We start from the raw sequence: 16751 nt of genomic DNA on the forward strand, positions 1-16751 counted from the left end.
CGGCGGTCACCGTCCACCCCCCATGACGACGACCGAGCGCAGCACCTCGCCGCGGTGCATCCGGCCGAACGCCGCCTCCACGTCGCCGATGCCGATCCGCTCGCTGACGAAGGCGTCGAGGTCGAAGCGGCCCTGGCGGTGCAGCTCGACGAGCATCGGGAAGTCGCGGGAGGGCAGGCAGTCGCCGTACCAGCTCGACGTGAGCGACCCGCCGCGGCCGAAGATCTCGATCATCGGCAGGGTGACCTGCTGGTCGGGGGTGGGCACGCCGACGAGCACGACGGTGCCGGCGAGGTCGCGGGCGTAGAACGCCTGCTCGTAGGTCTCGGGGCGGCCGACCGCCTCGATGACGACATCGGCTCCGTGGCCCCCGGTGAGCCCCCGGATCGCCTCGACGGGGTCCTCGGTGCTCGAGTCGACGGTGTGGGTGGCGCCGAAGTCCGTCGCAGCCGCGAGCTTGCGGGCGTCGACGTCGACCGCGACGATCGTCGTCGCACCGGCGAGCCGGGCGCCGGCGATGGCGGCGTTGCCGACGCCGCCGCAGCCGATGACGGCGACCGAGTCGCCCCGCCCGACGCCCCCCGTGTTGACCGCGGCGCCGAAGCCGGCCATGACACCACACCCGAGCAGGCCGACGGCCGCCGGGTCGGCGCGGTCGACCTTCGTGCACTGGCCCGCGGCGACGAGGGTCTTGTCGATGAAGGCGCCGATGCCCAGGGCCGGGCTCAGCTCGGTGCCGTCGGTGAGGGTCATCCGCTGGGTCGCGTTGTGGGTCGCGAAGCAGTACCACGGCCGGCCGCGCAGGCACGCGCGGCACTGGCCGCACACGGCGCGCCAGTTGAGGATGACGAAGTCACCGGGCGCCACCTCGGTGACGCCCTCGCCGACGGCCTCGACCGTGCCCGCCGCCTCGTGGCCGAGGAGGAACGGGAACTCGTCGTTGATCCCGCCCTCGCGGTAGTGCAGGTCGGTGTGGCAGACCCCGCAGGCCTCGACCCGGACGACCGCCTCGCCGGGCCCGGGGTCGGGGACGACGACGTCGACGAGCTCGACGGGGGCGCCCTTGGCGCGCGCGATGACTCCCTGGACGGTCTGGGGCACGGGGTCTCCTCGGTTCGGGATGGCGTTCGGGCGGCTGCGGGGCGCCGCACCGCCGGTCCCCCTCGGGCGACCGGCGGTGCCGTGGTCACGCTAGCTCCCGACGCCACCGACGGGAAGGGGGCGGGGGCACGGGCGTCGCGGGGTGACCTACCGGTCGACCAAGGGACGGGCGACGACGAGGGCGGTCGCGATCGCCGCCACGCCCTCTCCGCGACCGGTCAGCCCGAGCCCGTCGGTCGTCGTGCCGCTCACCGACACGGGTGCGCCCACGGCATCCGAGAGGGCCTGCTCCGCCTCGGCACGGCGGGTGCCGACCTTGGGACGGTTGCCGACGACCTGCACCGCGACGTTGCCGATGTCGAACCCGGCCGCGCGCACCAGCCGGGCGGCCTCGGCGAGCAGCGTGACCCCCGAGGCGCCGGCCAGCTCCGGTCGCGCGGTGCCGAAGTGGGCTCCGAGGTCGCCGATGCCGGCGGCGGAGAAGAGCGCGTCGCAGGCCGCGTGCGCCGCGACGTCGGCGTCGGAGTGGCCGTCGAGGCCGCGCTCCCCCGGCCACGGCAGGCCCGCGACCCACAGCTCGCGGTCGGACCCCTCGGCCGCGAGGGCGTGCACGTCGACCCCGACCCCGACCCGCGGCAGCGCGCTCACCGGCGACCGGCCCGGGCGAGGAGGCGCTCGGCCCGCTCGAGGTCGTCGGGCGTCGTCACCTTGAAGGCGAGCGGGTCACCGGCGACGACGACGACGTGGTGGCCGCAGCGCTCGACCAGGGCGGCGTCGTCGGTGGCCCGCAGCCCGCTGCCGTACGCCGTGGCGAGGACCTCCCGACGGAACCCCTGCGGTGTCTGGACGGCCCGCAGGCTCGCCCGGTCGGGGGTGCCGGTGATGACGCCCTCGGCGTCGACCGACTTCACGGTGTCGACGACGGGCAGGCCCGGCACGGCACCGGCGGCGCCCCGGCGCACCGCCTCGACGACCCGCTCGAAGACGTCGAGGGGGGTGAGGCAGCGGGCGGCGTCGTGGACGAGCACGACGTCGCAGGTCGCGTCGACCGCGGCCAGGCCGGCGGCCACGGAGTCGGTGCGCTCGGCCCCGCCGGCCACGACCACGGCACCGGACGGCAGCTCGACCCCCTCCCACACGGGGTCGGCCGCGTCCCGTGGGGCCGCGTGGTCGAGGGGCGCGACGACGACGACCGACCGCAGGTGCGGCAGCCGCGCGACGGTGTCGACGGCATACGCGAGGAGGGGGCGGCCGTGCAGGCGCACGAAGGCCTTCGGCACCCCGGCCCCGAGGCGCGACCCGGACCCGGCCGCGACGACGACGACGCCGACGCTGCCGGGGGCAGCGTCGGCGTCGGTCACGTCAGTGTGGGTGGGCGGGTGCCCGGCGTCAGGACGCGAGGACCTCGTCGAGGATGACTTCGGCCTTCTCCTCGTCGGTCTTCTCGGCGAGCGCGAGCTCGGACACGAGGATCTGTCGAGCCTTGGCGAGCATGCGCTTCTCGCCGGCGGACAGGCCGCGGTCCTTGTCGCGGCGCCACAGGTCGCGCACGACCTCGGCCACCTTGATGACGTCGCCCGAAGCGAGCTTCTCGAGGTTGGCCTTGAACCGGCGCGACCAGTTGGTCGGCTCCTCGGCGTACGGGGTGCGCAGCACCTCGAACACCTTGTCCAGGCCCTCCTTGGAGACGACGTCCCGCACCCCGACGAGGTCGCAGTTCTCGGCTGGGACCTCGATCACGAGGTCGCCTTGTGCGACCTTGAGCTTGAGGTAGAGCTTCTCCTCTCCGCGGATCGTGCGGGTCTTGATCTCCTCGATGCGTGCCGCCCCGTGATGCGGGTACACGACCGTCTCGCCGACCTTGAAAACCATGTGTTGTTGGCCCCTTTCGCGACGTTCAGGATACCACGCACCGGCGTGTCGCAGAAATGCAGCGGGTCGGCGTTTGCGCAGGTCAAGCCCCGGAATCCGGGTGCACGAGGCGCGAATCGGGTCTTGACAGAACGTCGTTCGGCATGCTTCGCGCGGGCGCGCCGCGCGCCGCGGGCGCGTGACGACACCGCCACCGACGGCGCTTTCGGGCGGGTCCCCGCGCGGCGCGCAGGCGCATGGATATCCTTTCCCCCGTGACGATCCGAGCCGCCCACGCCCTGCGCGCCGCCGCCCTCGCGGGCGCCACCCTTCTCGCCTCGGGCTGCGCGGTGTTCTCACCGGTGCAGACCGACGTCGACTACCCCGCCGGCGACGGTGTGCGGCTGTCGATCGACGGGCTCGAGCTGCGCAACCTCGCGCTCGTCGTCCCCGAGGAGAACGGCACCGCCGTGCTCATCGGCCAGGCCGTCAACTCCGGCACCTCGGCCGTCGACGTCACCTTCACCGTCCAGGGCGCCCCCACCTCGGCGGCGGCCGCGATCCCGGCGAGCTCGGGCGACACACTGTCCGGCACGACGACGAGGGTCGAGATCGAGAGCCTGCCGGCCGCCCCAGGCGACAACGTCGAGCTCGTCGTGTCCACCGCGCAGGCCGGCGAGAACGTCGTCACCGTGCCCGTCCTGCCCGCGACCGGCTACTACGAGGGCCTCACCACGGGCTGAGTCCCCGAGAGCTCAGGCTTCGAACTTGTAGCCCAGCCCCCGCACGGTGAGGATGTGCGCCGGCTTCGCCGGGTCCGACTCGACCTTGGCGCGCAGCCGCTTGATGTGGACGTCGAGGGTCTTGGTGTCGCCGACGTAGTCGCTGCCCCACACGCGGTCGATGAGCTGCATGCGGGTCAGCACCCGGCCGGTGTTGCGCAGCAGCATCTCGAGCAGCTCGAACTCCTTGAGCGGGAACGAGACCTGGTCGCCGCGGACGGTCACGACGTGCCGCTCGACGTCCATGCGCACCGGCCCGGCCTCGAGCGTCGTCGGCAGCAGCTCCTCGGGCTCGGACAGCCGGCGCAGGACGGCCTTGATCCGAGCGAGCAGCTCGCGCGAGGAGTACGGCTTCGTGACGTAGTCGTCGGCCCCGAGCTCGAGCCCGACGACCTTGTCGATCTCGCTGTCCTTGGCGGTCAGCATGATGACGGGCACGTTGGATCGCTGGCGCAACGCGCGGCACACGTCGACCCCGGACAGCCCCGGCAGCATGAGGTCGAGCAGCACGAGGTCGGCCCCTGCCGCGTCGAACTCCGTGAGCGCGTCGTGCCCGTTCTCGGCCACCGACACCTCGTAGCCCTCCTTGCTCAGCAGGTAGGACAACGGGTCCGAGAACGACACCTCGTCCTCAACGATCAGGATGCGCGTCATGCAGGGCTCTCTCCTCGTCGGTCCGCGGCCGGGTCGGGCCGGGCTCGTCGGCGACCGCGCGCGGCCGGTCGGCCGCCGCGGGAAGGGTCATCGTGAAGGTCGAGCCGCGCCCCTCCTGGCTCCAGACGCTCACCCGCCCCCCGTGGTTCGCACACACGTGCTTGACGATCGCGAGCCCGAGACCGGTGCCGCCCGTCGCGCGCGAGCGGGCGGCGTCGACCCGGTAGAAGCGTTCGAAGATCCGCTCCTGCTCGGCGGCGGGGATCCCCTCACCCTGGTCGGTCACCGACACCTCGACGCTGTCGCCCACCCGGCGGGCCCCGATGCCGACGTGCGTGCCCGACCCGCTGTAGTTGACCGCGTTCGTCACGAGGTTCGCGACGGCGGTGGCGAGCAGCTCGGCGTCGCCGAAGACCCGCAGCCCCTGCTCGCTGACGAGGGTGAGGTCGATCCGGCGCGCCTCCGCGGCCACCCGGACCCGGTCGACGGCCTCGGCGGCGACCACCCCGACGTCGACGAGCTCGGGCTCGTGGAGGGTGTCCGCCACCTGGAGCCGGGAGAGGTCGACGATCTCCTGGACGAGGCGGCTGAGGCGGCTGGACTCGACCATGATGCGCTGGGCGAAGCGCTCCACCGCCTCCGGGTCGTCCCTGGCGTCGAGGACGGCCTCGGCGAGCAGCGAGATGCCGCCCACGGGCGTCTTGAGCTCGTGGCTGACGTTGGCGACGAAGTCACGTCGGATCTCCTCGACCCGGCGGGCGTGCGTGTGGTCCTCGGCGAGGACGAGGACGTGGGAGACCGCGATCGGCGCGACCCGCACCCGCATGACGGTGCTCGCCTGGGCGTTCGGGCCGCGGGCGAGGTCGAGCTCGGCCTCGCGGATCATGCCGTCGCGGCGCACCTGGCGCGCGATGTGGCGCAGCTCGTCGTGGACGAGCTCGCCGTGCCGCACGAGGCCGTAGCTGACGGCCGAGGCGGAGGTGTTGACGACCGCGTCGTTCTCGTCGAGGACGACGGCGATCGAGCGCAGGACGGACAGGACGTCGCCGACCCCTCGCGGCAGTGGCGGCTCCGGCGGCACGGGGTCCCTGGTGCTGCGCTCGGACCAGCGGGTGGCGGCGACGGCCACGGCCCCGATGACGAGGCCGACCGCCCCGCCGAGGGTTGCCGCGAGCGCAGGATCCACGAGGTCAGGGTACGACCCGGCCGGTGGCCCACCGTGCCGCGCGCGACGCCGCACGGTGGGCCCGCTCCAGAAGTTCACCTCGGGTGCGCCTGCGGTTCACCCCCGGGTGTCAGGGTTCCGGCAGGCACCGCGCCGACGCCCGGCACGGCATCCCACCACCACGACCCTGAGGACGCCCCACCGTGATGCGCAAGGCCTTCCACGAGGAGCTCGACCGCGTCGCCGAGATGCTCGTCGAGATGACCCACCTCGCGTCGTCGGCGATGGGCCGCGCGACGACCGCGCTGCTCGACGCCGACATCCAGCTCGCCGACTCGGTCATCGCGGCCGATGCCGAGATCGACGCCCGCCGTTCCGAGCTCGACCTCATGTCGTTCGACCTGCTCGCGCGCCAGCAGCCCGTCGCGACCGACCTGCGGGTCATCGTCACGAGCATGCGGATGAGCAGCGACATCGAGCGGATGGGCGACCTGGCCCGGCACGTCGCGAAGGTCGCCCGGCTGCGCTACCCGCTGTCCGCGGTGCCGCCCGAGCTGCGCTCGACGATCCTGCAGATGGGCCGGGTCGCGGAGGGGATCGTCGAGAAGGCCGGCTCGGTCATCGCCGCGCGCGACGTCGTCGCCGCCCAGCAGATCGAGCGCGACGACGACGCCATGGACGACCTGCACCGGGAGCTGTTCGCGCGGGTCACCGACGGGTCGTGGCCGCACGGCACCGAGGCCGCCGTCGACATCACGCTCCTCGGCCGCTACTACGAGCGCTTCGCCGACCACGCCGTGAGCGTCGGCCACCGCGTCATCTGGCTCGTCACCGGCGAGTTCGACCCGGCGAGCGAGGCGAGCCACGAGGACGCCGAGGACGGCTCGCCCGCGCTCCGCTGAACCCGGCCGGGGTCCGGCGCCGGACCGTGGTCGCGTCGAAGGTCTCCCCCGCGGCGGGGCTCCCGGGTGAGACTGGGGCGGTGACGCTCACCGTGGAGGACGACTTCCGCGAGTTCGTGGCCGCCCGCTGGCCCGACCTCGAGGCCGTGGCCCTCCTCGTCACCCTCGATGCGCCCGCCGCCCGTCGGATCACGACCGACGCCCTCGCCCGGCTGCACCAGCGGTGGCGCGCCACCGTCGACGAGGGCCGCCCGGGCGAGCTCGCCCGCCGCGCCGTCCTCACGGCGGCCACCTCGGCCACCAGGGACACCGCGGCCGCCTCGTCGCCGCCCTCCCCCAGCCCCGGCCCGGCGCCTGCGGCGTCCTGGGACGACCCCGACGACGATGACGTCGCCGACCCCGTCGTCGCGGCGCTGGCCACGGCCCTGCACGGTGCCACGCCGGTGCAGCGGGCCGTCCTCGCCGGCCGCGCCGTGTGGGACCTCGAGCCCGACGAGGTCGCGGCCCTGCTCGGGATGCCGTCCGCCGCCGTCCGCGCCGAGGTCGCCGCCCTGCGCGACCGGCTCGCGCGGGCCCACGACGAGGCCCGCCGGGAGGAGGGGCTCTCCCCGGCACCGTGGGCCCTCGACCCCGACGTCGACGACGCGGTGGCGATGCTGCTGCGCGGCCAGGGCGACCCACCCGACCCCGCCGCGCTCGTCGCCGACCGGAGCCGGGCGGTGCGCCGCCGGACGCTCGTCGTCGGCGGGCTCGGGGTGCTCGGCGCGGCCGCGGGCGCCTGGGCCGTCGGCACCGGCCTCACGTCCGGGCCGAGCGCGTCGACGGCTGCGAGGCCGGTCCTCCCGCCGCCCGGTGACCGCAGCTGGGCCGGGACCGGCACGTGGACGCCCCGCGGCGCGCTCGCCGGTGACGACGGCATCCAGGCCCTCGTCATCTCCCGGTCGGGCCCCGGCAGCCGGCTGCTGTGGGCCGACGAGGTCGGCGACCGACGCATCGTCGTCGTGCGCCTCCCCGAGTCCACCCGCGACTCGACGGTCGTGTCGGTGTGGGCCGGCCCGCGAGGCGCCGACGCGCCGGCCCTGACCGAGGTGCCCCTCACGGTGCGGGAGATCGACCGGACCGACAACGTCGTCCCCGTCGTCGTCCCCGACGGCACCGGGGCGACCGGCCTGCTCGTCGTGCTCGCCCGGCCCGGGGAGGAGCGGTGCTCGTACTCGGCCACCGTCGTGTTCACCGCGGACGGCGCCGTGCGGCGCCGGTGGACCGAGGTCGGCCTCGCCGACGGCGTCGGGGCGTCGCTCGTGCCGCTCCCGGTCGGGCCGGCCGTCCGCGTGCGCGCGGGCCGCTTCGACGGGGCCCCCGCCGGACCGCAGCAGGTCACCCTCGGCAGCGGCAGCGGCGGCGAGGTCGGCAACACCCTCATGGCCGCCGCCGCTCCGTTCGCGATGGCCGTGACCGGTCCGCCGCGACCGGGTTTCCTCAGCCTGCTCGCCTTCGAGGGGCCGGCGCCGGGTGACGTCATCGACCCGGGAGCCGTCGTGGCCCAGCCGCGGGAGGGCCGGGTCGCCGTCGTCCACACGACGACGCCCGAGGGCGCCCTGCTGCGCTCGGTGCGGGTGCGCGACGACGGCCGGGGCTGGACGCCCTACCTCGACCTCGAGACGGTGCGCCCGATCGCCGTGCAGGACGCCGACCTGCCCTTCGCGGCGCCGCTGCCCCCGGTGCGCGAGGACACCGGCCGCTTCCTCGTCGTCGCGCCGGGGGCGGCCCGGGCCCAGCTCCTCGCCGTGACACCGAACGCCTACCCGGTCTCCAGGGTCGGCGACCTGCGCCGGGGCACCGGCGTCCTCGAGGTCGCCAACGCCCGTCAGGCCGCGATCTACCGCCTCGTCCTGTGGGACGACCGGGGGGCCAGGCTGGGATCCTGGCGGCAGGCGTTCGGGCGCCGTGACCCCGACGACCTGTGGCCCCGGTTCGCCGCCTGAGCCCCCGCCCGAGCCCCACCCGAGCCCGACCTCGGCCCCACCCGACCCCCGCCTGAGCCCCACCCGAGCCCCGCCCGGGCCCCACCCGAGCCGTACCGGCCTCTGGTCGGGGGGGCGCCCGAGGCGGACACTGGACCGGTGACCCTGACCGTCGACGAGGACTTCCGGCGGTTCGTCGCCGCCCGGTGGCCCGACCTCGAGCCGGCGGCCCGGCTCGTCCTGCTCGACACCGACCGGGCCCGTCGGGTCACGACGGACGTGCTCGCCGAGCTCCAGTCGACGTGGGATGCCGTCCGCGACGACGGCGCCCCCGCGGCCTGCGCCCGCCGGGCCGTCCTCCTGGCGGCGCTCGAGGCGGCGGACGGCGGGGCCCGGCGACCGGGCCGGGGCGGCGCCCGCACCGGGGCCACGCGTCTCGCGGACCTGCCCGGGGTGGGCGACACGCCCCCCGACGCGAGCGTCCTCGCCCTCGTCCCGGTCCTGCTCGGCGCCACCCCGCTCGAGCGTGCGGCGCTCGTGGCCAGCACCGCCTGGGACCTCGGCGACGACGAGATCGCCGCCCTGCTGGGGATGCCGTCCGAGCGCGTCCGCACGGCCCGGGAGTCCGTACGTGGCCGGCTGCTCGCCGCCCACGGGGCGGCGCGCGCGGCCGAGGGGCACCCCGAGGCCGAGTGGGCGCTGGACCGCGACCTCGAGGCCGCCCTCGACCTCGTCCTGCGCGGCCCGGACGACCCGCCGGACCCGGCGGAGCTCGTCGCCGCCCGCAGCCGGCGGGTGCACCGGCGCTCGGTCGTCCTCGGCACCGTGGGCGCCCTCGCCGTCGGCACGGCCGCGACGTGGGGGGCGCGCGAGGTCGCACGCGGCGCGGCATCCGGCGCCCCTCCCCGACCACCGGAACCGGGTGACCCCGTGTGGACGACGACGGCCACGTGGCCGGCACGCGGCCGCCTCGCGGGCGACCCCCGGCTCGCGGTGTTGGCGACGTCGGCGTCCACGACGGCCCGGCTCCTCTTCGCCGACGACGTGCTCGGCCGGCGCGTCGTCGTCGCGGCGACAGCGGTGGCCGGGCCGGGCGGGAGCCGGCTGTTGCTGTGGGCCGGCCCGGAGGGCGTCGCCCCCGCCCTGCTCCTCCAGAGCCACCTCGTGCGCGACCGCCTCCAGTTCGCCGACGACGTCGTCCCGCTCGTGCTGACCGCGCCCCGTGGAGGGGGGCCGGCCGGGCTGCTCCTGCTCGGCAGGCCCACCGTGCTCGTCGCCGAGCACTCTGCCCGCGTGCGGTACACGCCCGGGGGAGACGTCGAGCGCACGTGGGACGAGGTCGCCCTGCGCGACGGCGTCGCCACCGTCCCCCTCGGCGACGGTGTCCCGCCGGCCCTGCGGGTGCGGATCGACGGCTACGAGGGAGGGCCGCTCGCCGCCTCCGTGCCCGGCCTCGGCCCGATCGACCCGGCCGCACCCCTCGGGGCCTCGCTCGTCGCCGCCCTGACCCCCTTCGTCGCCGCGTGCACCGGGCTGGCTCCGGCCGCGGTGCGCAGCCGGGTCGTCCACGACGTCGGGACGCGCGGTGACGTCCTCGCACCCGAACGGACCGGCGTGGGCTCGGACGACGGCGACCCGGCCCGCGGCGGCAGGGTCGTCGTGGCCGAGACGCTGCTGCCCGGGGGCGCGGTGCTGCGCTCGGTCCGGGTCGCCGGCGACGGGCGCGGCGGTCTGGCTGCCCTCGACGTCGAGACGGCGCGCTGCATCCCGGCCGAGCAGGCGGGCGACCCGTTCGCCGTGCGGCTGCCGTGGTTCCGGTCGAACACGGGACGGTTCCTCGTCGTCGCACCCGGCCTCGGGGCGGCGCACGCGCAGCTCGTCGCCGTCGCCTCGAACGTCTACCCGACGTCGCGGGTCTCCCCGCTCGACGAGGGCACCGGCGTGCTCGAGGTCGTCGACGCGCGGCTCGCGTCGGTCTACCGCCTCGTCCTGTGGGACGCGTCGGGTCGACGGCTCGGGGCGTGGCGGCAGGTGTTCCGCCGCGGCGACCCTCGGGACCTGTGGGTGCGGCCCCGCTGACCGAGCCGTCCGCACCCACGGTGCGTGCGGCGCTCTGGGCCGTGTTGCGTCCGGCACTCCGGGGCGTGTTGCGTCCGGCACTCTGGGGCCTTGGGGGCCCGACCTGCCGGACGTCCCGCCGGGGTCAGCGCCCCTGGTTCGCGACCGCGGCCGCGGCCGCGGCGGCCGCCTCGGGGTCGAGGTACTCACCGCGCCCGGTCGGCATGAAGTCGTCGCCGAGCCGGTAGACGAGCGGCATGCCCGTGGGGATGTTCAGGCCCGCGATGTCGTCGTCGCTGATGCCGTCGAGGTGCTTGACGAGGGCGCGCAGCGAGTTGCCGTGGGCGGTGACGAGCACCGTGTGGCCGGCCCGGAGGTCGGACTGGATGTCGGTCTCCCAGTAGGGCATCATCCGCGGGATGACGTCCTTGAGGCACTCGGTGAGGGGCACGTCGATGCCGTCATAGCGCGGGTCGCCGGTCTGGTCGAACTCGGTGCCCGTCTCGATCGGCGGCGGCGGGGTGTCGAAGCTGCGGCGCCACAGCATGAACTGCTCGTCGCCGTACTTCTCGCGGGTCGCCGCCTTGTCCAGGCCCTGGAGAGCGCCGTAGTGGCGCTCGTTGAGCCGCCAGCTGCGGCGCACCGGGATCCAGTGCCGGTCGCACGCGTCGAGGGCGAGGTTGGCCGTCGTGATGGCCCGGCGCAGCACCGAGGTGTGCACGACGTCGGGCAGCAGCCCCGCGTCGCGCATGAGGTGGCCCCCGCGCACCGCCTCGGCACGGCCCTTCTCGGTGAGGTCGACGTCGACCCACCCGGTGAAGAGGTTCTTCTGGTTCCAGTCGGACTCGCCGTGTCGCAGGAGGATGAGCGTGTGTGCCATGCCGCCAGCCTAGCCACCCGCCGGGAGCGGGGTCAGGTGGTCTGCTGGCCGGCCTCCGGGTCCCCGGGACGGGCGAGGATGCCGCGGAACGCCTCGAGGTTGCGCAGGCTCTCGCCGCGCGAGACGCGCCACTCCCACTCCTTGCGCATCGAGGACAGGAACCCCATGACGAGCAGCTCGTTGAACGGCTCGTCGCACGCGGTGAGCACGACCCCGAGCAGCTGGTCGAGGTACGTCGCGTCGACCCCTGCGGTCGGGACGCGGCCGGTGACGTAGACGTCGCCGGCCCGGTCGACGGCGTACGCGAGGCCCGGGAGGCGCAGGTTGCGGCGGAGCAGGAACCGGTAGACCTCGCCGTGGTTCTCGTCGGGGTTGCGGATGACGAAGGCCGAGACCGAGACCGCGGTGTCGGCCACGACGAGCGACGCGACCGTCCTGAGCTTCTTCTCACCGGGCAGGGTCACGACGTACTCGCCGTCGCGGGACCCGGGCTCCCACTCGAGCCCGCTCTCACGCAGGTACGACTCGATCGTCGCGCAGACGGTGGCGCGGTCGGTCACGGGATGACCGCCGAAGGGATGCCGGTGAGCAGCTCGGCGTCGCTGATCGGCGCCTCGCGGGGGTGGGTCATCGCGTCGGCGTAGACCTCGGCGAGCCGCTGTGCGGTGCGGGCCCAGCCGAAGCCGGCGGCGTGCTCGGCGGACGCCCGCGCCAGGCCGGCCCGGCGGTCGGGGTCGAGGACGACCCCGGAGATCGCGGTGGCCCAGTCGGCGGTGTCGTGGCCGACGACGAGCACGCCGCCCGGGCCGACGGCCGTCGGCAGGCCACCGACGTCGGCCGCGACGACGGGGGTGCCGCACGCCTGCGCCTCGACGGCGACGAGCCCGAACGACTCGCTGTGCGAGGGCACCGGGACGACGTCGGCGGCCCGGTACCACTGCGCAAGGGTGGCGCGGTCGACGGGCGGGACGAACCGGACGAGGTCGCCGATGCCGAGCCGCTCGGCGAGCTCGGGGAGCCCCATCGGGTTGCGCACCCCGGTGCCGCTCGCCCCGCCGAGGATGCCGACGACGAGCCGCGAGCGCAGCTCCGGTCTGCGCCGGACCATCTCGGCGGCGGCCCGCACGACGACGTCGGGGCCCTTGAGCGGCTGGATCCGGCCGACGAAGAGGAGGAGGACGGCATCCGAGGGCACGCCGACGGCCGCGCGGGCCTCGAGGGTGGAGCCGGGACGGAACAGGGCGAGGTCGACCCCCGGCTCGGCGACGACGACGCGGGCGGGGTCGGCGTCGTAGAGCTCGACGAGCTCCTGCGCCTCGCGGGCGGTGTTCGCGACGAGCCGGTCGGCGGCCTCGACGACCTGGGCCTCGCCGATCTCGCGACCGAGCGGCTCGGGGACGTCGCCGTCGGCGAGGTGGAGGTTCTTGACCCGCGCCATCGTGTGCATCGTGTGGACGAGCGGCACGCCCCAGCGGTCGGCCGCGAGCCAGCCGACCTGGCCCGAGAGCCAGTAGTGCGAGTGGACGAGGTCGTAGTAGCCGGGCGGCGCGTGGGCCGCGACGCGCATCATGCCCGCCGCGAAGGCGCACAGCTGGCCCGGCAGGTCCTCCTTCGACAGCCCCTCGTACGGGCCCGCCGCGAGGTGCCGCACGACGACACCGGGCTCCACCTCGACGACGGCGGGCTGCGAGGCGCTCGTCGTGCGGGTGAACAGGTCGACGGCGATGTCCCGCCGGGCGAGCTGGCGCGCGACCTCGAGGACGTAGACGTTCATCCCGCCGGCGTCGCCCTCGCCGGGTTGGGCGAGGGGAGAGGTGTGCACGGTGACCATGGCGACGCGGTGGAGCCGTCGGCCGGTGGGGGGCGTGCTCATGGCTCCGAGTGTGTCACGCCGGCCTCGGCGTGTCCGTGACGGTCACCACGGCCCGGGGGGACCACACGTGGACGGCGATCCGGCCGTCCTGGCGCAGGTCGACGGCCCGCGGCACCTGGACCGGCCCGATCGAGACGTCGGTGCCGAGCACCCACGTGAACGCCGGCTGCTCGACGACGGACGGGTCGACCCAGTAGGCCCGCTCCCGGAGGTTGCGCTCGGGCAGGGCCGGGGCGATCCCCGTCGTCGCGGGTCGCCAGTCGAGGTGGATGGCGAGCGCGTCGGCGCCGGGCACCGCGGCTTCCATCCGGATCCGCCCGTCGGTCGGCTCGAACCCGATCCGCAGCGGCAGGGTCGTCTCGCCGTCGTGGACGACGCCGGTGTACTCGACGGTGTCGTCGACCCTGCGGACCCCGTCGACCCGCACGTGCATGAGCTCGGCCGAGACCTCCTCGCGCGGGTGGTCGTCGACCTCGCCGAGGGACCCGCGCACGGCGGTGACGGGTGCGCCGCGGGTCACGGTGTCGGCCAGCACGGTGCTGCCCCGGGACAGCCGGAAGCCGGAGTCGTAGAGCGCGACCGACAGCCCCGCCCCGAGTGACTGCACCCCCCGGGCTCCCTGGGCCACCTCGAGCAGGCCGGGCTCGACGTCGGCGACGCCGATGTCGCGGGCGAGCACCTTGGGCACCCAGCTCGTGAGGCCGAGCACGAGGGCGGCCGCGAGCGACACGACGAGGGCGACCATCGACAGGCTCACCCGGCCGTCTCGCGCACGTCTGCGCCACCACGCCAGCACCTGCTCAGGGTATGTCGGCTCCCTGTGGGTCCGCCGTCCCCGGCCACGGCGCGGGCCGGCACCTACGCTGGGCCCGTGACGCAGCAGCGCCCCGTCGGGGTCATCACCCGGGGCACGACGAACCCCAACCGCCTGCGCCGCTGCGACCGCTGGCTCGCCGGCCCGCAGGCGTGGCGGCTGCGCCGGAGCCCTGGCCCACCGGTCGTCGTCGACCTCGGCTACGGCGCCTCGCCGGTCACGGCCGTCGAGCTGCACGACCGGCTGCGGGCGGTGCGGCCCGACGTGGAGGTCGTCGGGATCGAGATCGACCCCGACCGAGTGGCGGCGGCCCGGCCGCTCGAGCGTCCCGGGCTCGGCTTCGCCGTCGGTGGGTTCGAGGTCCCCCTGCCCGGGGACCGCCGGCCGGTCGTCGTGCGCGCGTTCAACGTGCTGCGGCAGTACGACGCGTCCGAGGTCGCCGGCGCGTGGGCGACGACGACGGCGCGGCTGGCTCCCGACGGGCTGCTCGTCGACGGCACGTGCGACGAGCTCGGGCGCCTCGCGTCGTGGGTGGCCGTCACCCCCGAGGGGCCGGTGAGCCTGACGCTGAGCTGGCGGCTGCGCGGCCTGGACCGCCCGGGGGTGGTCGCCGAGCGCCTGCCCAAGGCCCTCATCCACCGCAACGTGCCCGGCGAGCCCGTGCACCGGCTGCTCACCTCGCTCGACGAGGCGTGGGCGCGGCAGGCCCCCCAGGCCGCGTACGGCATCCGGCAGCGCTTCCTCTCGGCCGCGAGGTCGATGCGGGATGCCGGGTGGCCGCTGCTCGACGGACCCTCACGCTGGCGCCTCGGCGAGCTGACGCTGGCCTGGGATGCCGTCGCGCCTCACCAGGGGCCGTAGGGCCCCTGCCGGCCGCTGCCGCGGCCCATGACCTGGTCGAGAGCGGGCTTGACGTCGGCGAGGTAGACCCCGGCGGCGACGATGGCGATGATCGCGAGGAAGCCCACGCCGCCGAGCGCGACGAACCCGAGGAGCATGGCGACGCCCGTGACGAGCATCCAGAACTGCTTCGTGCGCTTGCCGGCGGCGACGAAGGCGTCGGGCCGGCGGCGGACGCAGTCGAGGAACGCCCAGACCTCGACGCCGAGGGCGACGATCGACAGCCCCAGGACGATGTAATCCTGGAGGTCCTCGAGCAGGTTCATGGGTCAAGCGTAAGCGTCAGACGTCGAGGACGATCGTCACCGGCCCGTCGTTGACGAGCTCGACGTCCATGTGGGCCCCGAACCGGCCGGTCGCCACCTCGACGCCGCGGGCCCGCAGCGCCTCGACGACCCGCTCGACGACGGGCTCCGCGACCGGGCCGGGTGCTGCCGCGTTCCACGACGGGCGGCGGCCGTTGCGGGTGTCGGCGTAGAGGGTGAACTGGCTGACGACGAGCACCGGGGCACCCTCGTCGCGCACGGAGCGCTCGTCGCGCAGGATGCGCAGCTCGGCGATCTTGCGGGCCATCGTCGTGACCTGCTCCTCGCCGTCGTCGTGGGTGACGCCGACGAGCGCAAGCAGGCCGGGGCGGGTCACCTCGCCGACGCCCTCGCCGTCGACCGTCACCGAGGCGCGGGCGACGCGTTGGAGCACGGCCCTCACGCACGGCCTCCGACCGGGGTCTCGGGGCTGATCCCGACCGCGACGATCGAGCCGACCGGGCGCCCGTGGCCGAGCACCGGGGCGTCCTCGAGCCGGTCGTACGCACTCGAGCGCACCCCGAGCTGCCGCAGGACCGCGGCGAGGACGACGGGGCGGGCTCGCTGGGAGCCGTCGGTGATCTTGAGGGCGACACCCCGGCCGTCGTCGAGCCCGGCGGCGTACACCGCCTCGGCGCCGTCCTTGGCGATGAGCCCGTCGGTGCCGCGGATGAGCGCCGTGACGTCGCGCCGGGTGCCCCCGACGTACTCGGGGTGGGCCCGCATGGCGGCGGCCACGGTGCCCTCGGGCGTGTCGGGCCCGGCCGCGGCGATGCGCCCGAACGCCCGGGCGAGGCCCGCGAGCGAGATCGCCATGACGGGGGCTCCGCAGCCGTCGACGGCGGTCGCGGCGACCGGCTCACCGGCGAGGTCGGCGATCGTGTCGGCCATGAGTCGTTGGAGGGGGTGGCCGGCGTCGCGGTACGTCGTGAGGTCCCAGCCGTTGACCCGGCAGGTCGCGAGCATGGCGGCGTGCTTGCCGGAGCAGTTCTGCGCGAGCGGGCGCGCGGTGCGACCGGCGGCGATCCACACGTCGCGCTCCCCCGGCTCGTAGGGCAGGTCGGGGGTGTTCTGCAGGTCGGCCTCGGTGAGCCCGGCGGCGGCGAGCATGTCCCGCACGGCATCGAGGTGGAAGGGCTCGGCGGAGTGGCTGGCACTGGCCAGGGCGAGGTGGTGCGGGGGCAGCTCGAGCCCGGCGCGGAGCATCGCGGCCGCCTGGAGCGGCTTGTTCGAGGACCGGGGGAACACCGGGTCCTCGGCCGCGCCCCACGCGGCGGTGAGCACCCCGTTAGGGCCCGTGACGGCGATGCTCGCCCGGTGCACCGACTCGACGACGCCGCCCCGGGTCACGTGCGCGACGACCGGGGCCTCGGCGAGGGCCGGCGGGGTGGTGACGGGCGGGGCGGGCTCGGCGGGCACGCGACGACCCTATCCGCGCGCAGGCGGGCGGACGGCATCCCCATGGGCACGCGAACGACCGGGGCCGGTGACCCGGCCCCGGT

General features: G+C 75.5%; 18 protein-coding genes. 5 read left to right on the plus strand and 13 right to left on the minus strand.

The features are described from left to right. Window positions 1-6: 6 nt before the first annotated feature. The 4 genes from ABD899_RS15680 to ABD899_RS15695 form a co-directional block, all read right to left on the minus strand. Window positions 7-1101 (minus strand): S-(hydroxymethyl)mycothiol dehydrogenase, encoded by a 1095-nt coding sequence (locus tag ABD899_RS15680; protein ID WP_345207691.1) that lies wholly within the window; start codon window positions 1099-1101, stop codon window positions 7-9. Window positions 1102-1248: 147 nt separating this feature from the next. Beyond that, on the minus strand, window positions 1249-1749 hold the full coding sequence (gene ispF, locus ABD899_RS15685) for a 2-C-methyl-D-erythritol 2,4-cyclodiphosphate synthase (RefSeq protein ID WP_345207693.1): 501 nt from the start codon (window positions 1747-1749) through the stop codon (window positions 1249-1251). Further along, window positions 1746-2462 carry a 2-C-methyl-D-erythritol 4-phosphate cytidylyltransferase gene (ispD, locus tag ABD899_RS15690; RefSeq protein WP_345207695.1) on the minus strand — a complete coding sequence of 239 codons (717 nt, stop codon included), beginning with the start codon at window positions 2460-2462 and terminating at the stop codon, window positions 1746-1748. Before ispD ends, ispF begins: the two co-directional genes overlap by 4 nt. A 28-nt stretch (window positions 2463-2490) precedes the next feature. Continuing rightward, window positions 2491-2973 carry a CarD family transcriptional regulator gene (locus ABD899_RS15695; protein ID WP_345207697.1) on the minus strand — a complete coding sequence of 161 codons (483 nt, stop codon included), beginning with the start codon at window positions 2971-2973 and terminating at the stop codon, window positions 2491-2493. Window positions 2974-3227: 254 nt separating this feature from the next. Between ABD899_RS15695 and ABD899_RS15700 the strand changes: the two genes are divergently transcribed. Beyond that, window positions 3228-3695 carry a hypothetical protein gene (locus ABD899_RS15700; protein WP_345207699.1) on the plus strand — a complete coding sequence of 156 codons (468 nt, stop codon included), beginning with the start codon at window positions 3228-3230 and terminating at the stop codon, window positions 3693-3695. Between the two features lie 12 nt (window positions 3696-3707). Here ABD899_RS15700 and ABD899_RS15705 read toward each other — a convergent pair whose 3' ends face one another. Further along, window positions 3708-4388, minus strand: coding sequence for a response regulator (locus ABD899_RS15705; protein WP_345207701.1), 681 nt, complete (start codon window positions 4386-4388; stop codon window positions 3708-3710). After that, window positions 4366-5574 (minus strand): sensor histidine kinase, encoded by a 1209-nt coding sequence (locus tag ABD899_RS15710; protein WP_345207703.1) that lies wholly within the window; start codon window positions 5572-5574, stop codon window positions 4366-4368. The genes ABD899_RS15705 and ABD899_RS15710 overlap by 23 nt, the downstream gene beginning before the upstream one ends. A 185-nt stretch (window positions 5575-5759) precedes the next feature. Between ABD899_RS15710 and phoU the strand changes: the two genes are divergently transcribed. The 3 genes from phoU (at window position 5760) to ABD899_RS15725 (ending at window position 10498) form a co-directional block, all read left to right on the plus strand. After that, complete coding sequence (phoU, locus tag ABD899_RS15715; protein WP_345207862.1) at window positions 5760-6455, plus strand: phosphate signaling complex protein PhoU; 696 nt, start codon at window positions 5760-5762, stop codon at window positions 6453-6455. Between the two features lie 80 nt (window positions 6456-6535). Continuing rightward, complete coding sequence (locus tag ABD899_RS15720; RefSeq protein WP_345207705.1) at window positions 6536-8440, plus strand: SigE family RNA polymerase sigma factor; 1905 nt, start codon at window positions 6536-6538, stop codon at window positions 8438-8440. 138 nt (window positions 8441-8578) lie between these two features. Next, window positions 8579-10498 carry a hypothetical protein gene (locus tag ABD899_RS15725; RefSeq protein WP_345207707.1) on the plus strand — a complete coding sequence of 640 codons (1920 nt, stop codon included), beginning with the start codon at window positions 8579-8581 and terminating at the stop codon, window positions 10496-10498. Between the two features lie 124 nt (window positions 10499-10622). Here ABD899_RS15725 and ABD899_RS15730 read toward each other — a convergent pair whose 3' ends face one another. Genes ABD899_RS15730 through ABD899_RS15745 form a run of 4 tightly spaced genes read right to left on the minus strand, consistent with a single transcriptional unit; the run spans window position 10623 to window position 13987 of the window. Continuing rightward, window positions 10623-11357, minus strand: coding sequence for a phosphoglyceromutase (locus tag ABD899_RS15730; RefSeq protein WP_345207709.1), 735 nt, complete (start codon window positions 11355-11357; stop codon window positions 10623-10625). A gap of 32 nt (window positions 11358-11389) precedes the next feature. Further along, entirely contained in the window at window positions 11390-11917 is a 528-nt protein-coding gene (locus ABD899_RS15735) for a type III secretion system chaperone family protein (protein ID WP_345207711.1), read from the minus strand. Further along, the gene (gene mshA, locus ABD899_RS15740) at window positions 11914-13230 is read right to left on the minus strand and encodes a D-inositol-3-phosphate glycosyltransferase (RefSeq protein ID WP_345207713.1); all 1317 of its coding nucleotides are present in this window, start codon (window positions 13228-13230) and stop codon (window positions 11914-11916) included. Before mshA ends, ABD899_RS15735 begins: the two co-directional genes overlap by 4 nt. 13 nt (window positions 13231-13243) lie before the next feature. Then, complete coding sequence (locus tag ABD899_RS15745; protein ID WP_345207715.1) at window positions 13244-13987, minus strand: hypothetical protein; 744 nt, start codon at window positions 13985-13987, stop codon at window positions 13244-13246. 114 nt (window positions 13988-14101) lie between these two features. On the opposite strand from ABD899_RS15745, the gene ABD899_RS15750 reads away from it, so the two are divergent. Beyond that, window positions 14102-14905 carry a class I SAM-dependent methyltransferase gene (locus ABD899_RS15750; RefSeq protein ID WP_345207717.1) on the plus strand — a complete coding sequence of 268 codons (804 nt, stop codon included), beginning with the start codon at window positions 14102-14104 and terminating at the stop codon, window positions 14903-14905. Here the strand turns inward: ABD899_RS15750 and ABD899_RS15755 are convergent. From ABD899_RS15755 to ABD899_RS15765, 3 genes are read right to left on the minus strand one after another with little or no spacing between them, the layout of a single operon-like run. Then, window positions 14890-15210: a DUF2516 family protein gene (locus ABD899_RS15755; protein ID WP_345207719.1), complete on the minus strand. Its 321-nt coding sequence runs from the start codon at window positions 15208-15210 to the stop codon at window positions 14890-14892. The two genes, ABD899_RS15750 and ABD899_RS15755, sit on opposite strands and share 16 nt — an antisense overlap. 16 nt (window positions 15211-15226) lie before the next feature. Beyond that, window positions 15227-15652, minus strand: a complete 426-nt coding sequence (gene dtd, locus ABD899_RS15760) for a D-aminoacyl-tRNA deacylase (RefSeq protein ID WP_345207721.1) — start codon at window positions 15650-15652, stop codon at window positions 15227-15229. After that, a complete protein-coding gene (locus ABD899_RS15765) occupies window positions 15649-16668 on the minus strand; it encodes an asparaginase (protein WP_345207723.1) in 1020 nt (339 codons plus the stop codon). Before ABD899_RS15765 ends, dtd begins: the two co-directional genes overlap by 4 nt. Window positions 16669-16751 lie beyond the last annotated feature (83 nt).

The organism is Fodinibacter luteus (genome assembly GCF_039541575.1).
Classification (GTDB): Bacteria; Actinomycetota; Actinomycetes; order Actinomycetales; family Dermatophilaceae; genus Fodinibacter; species Fodinibacter luteus.

Excerpts from the sequence above, each read along its gene's own strand:
- ABD899_RS15695 (WP_345207697.1), bottom strand. The coding sequence starts at position 2,973 with ATGGTTTTCAAGGTCGGCGAGACGGTCGTGTACCCGCATCACGGGGCG.
- ABD899_RS15755 (WP_345207719.1), bottom strand. The coding sequence starts at position 15,210 with ATGAACCTGCTCGAGGACCTCCAGGATTACATCGTCCTGGGGCTGTCG.
- mshA (WP_345207713.1), bottom strand. The coding sequence starts at position 13,230 with ATGAGCACGCCCCCCACCGGCCGACGGCTCCACCGCGTCGCCATGGTC.
- ABD899_RS15730 (WP_345207709.1), bottom strand. The coding sequence starts at position 11,357 with ATGGCACACACGCTCATCCTCCTGCGACACGGCGAGTCCGACTGGAAC.
- ABD899_RS15705 (WP_345207701.1), bottom strand. The coding sequence starts at position 4,388 with ATGACGCGCATCCTGATCGTTGAGGACGAGGTGTCGTTCTCGGACCCG.
- phoU (WP_345207862.1), top strand. The coding sequence starts at position 5,760 with ATGCGCAAGGCCTTCCACGAGGAGCTCGACCGCGTCGCCGAGATGCTC.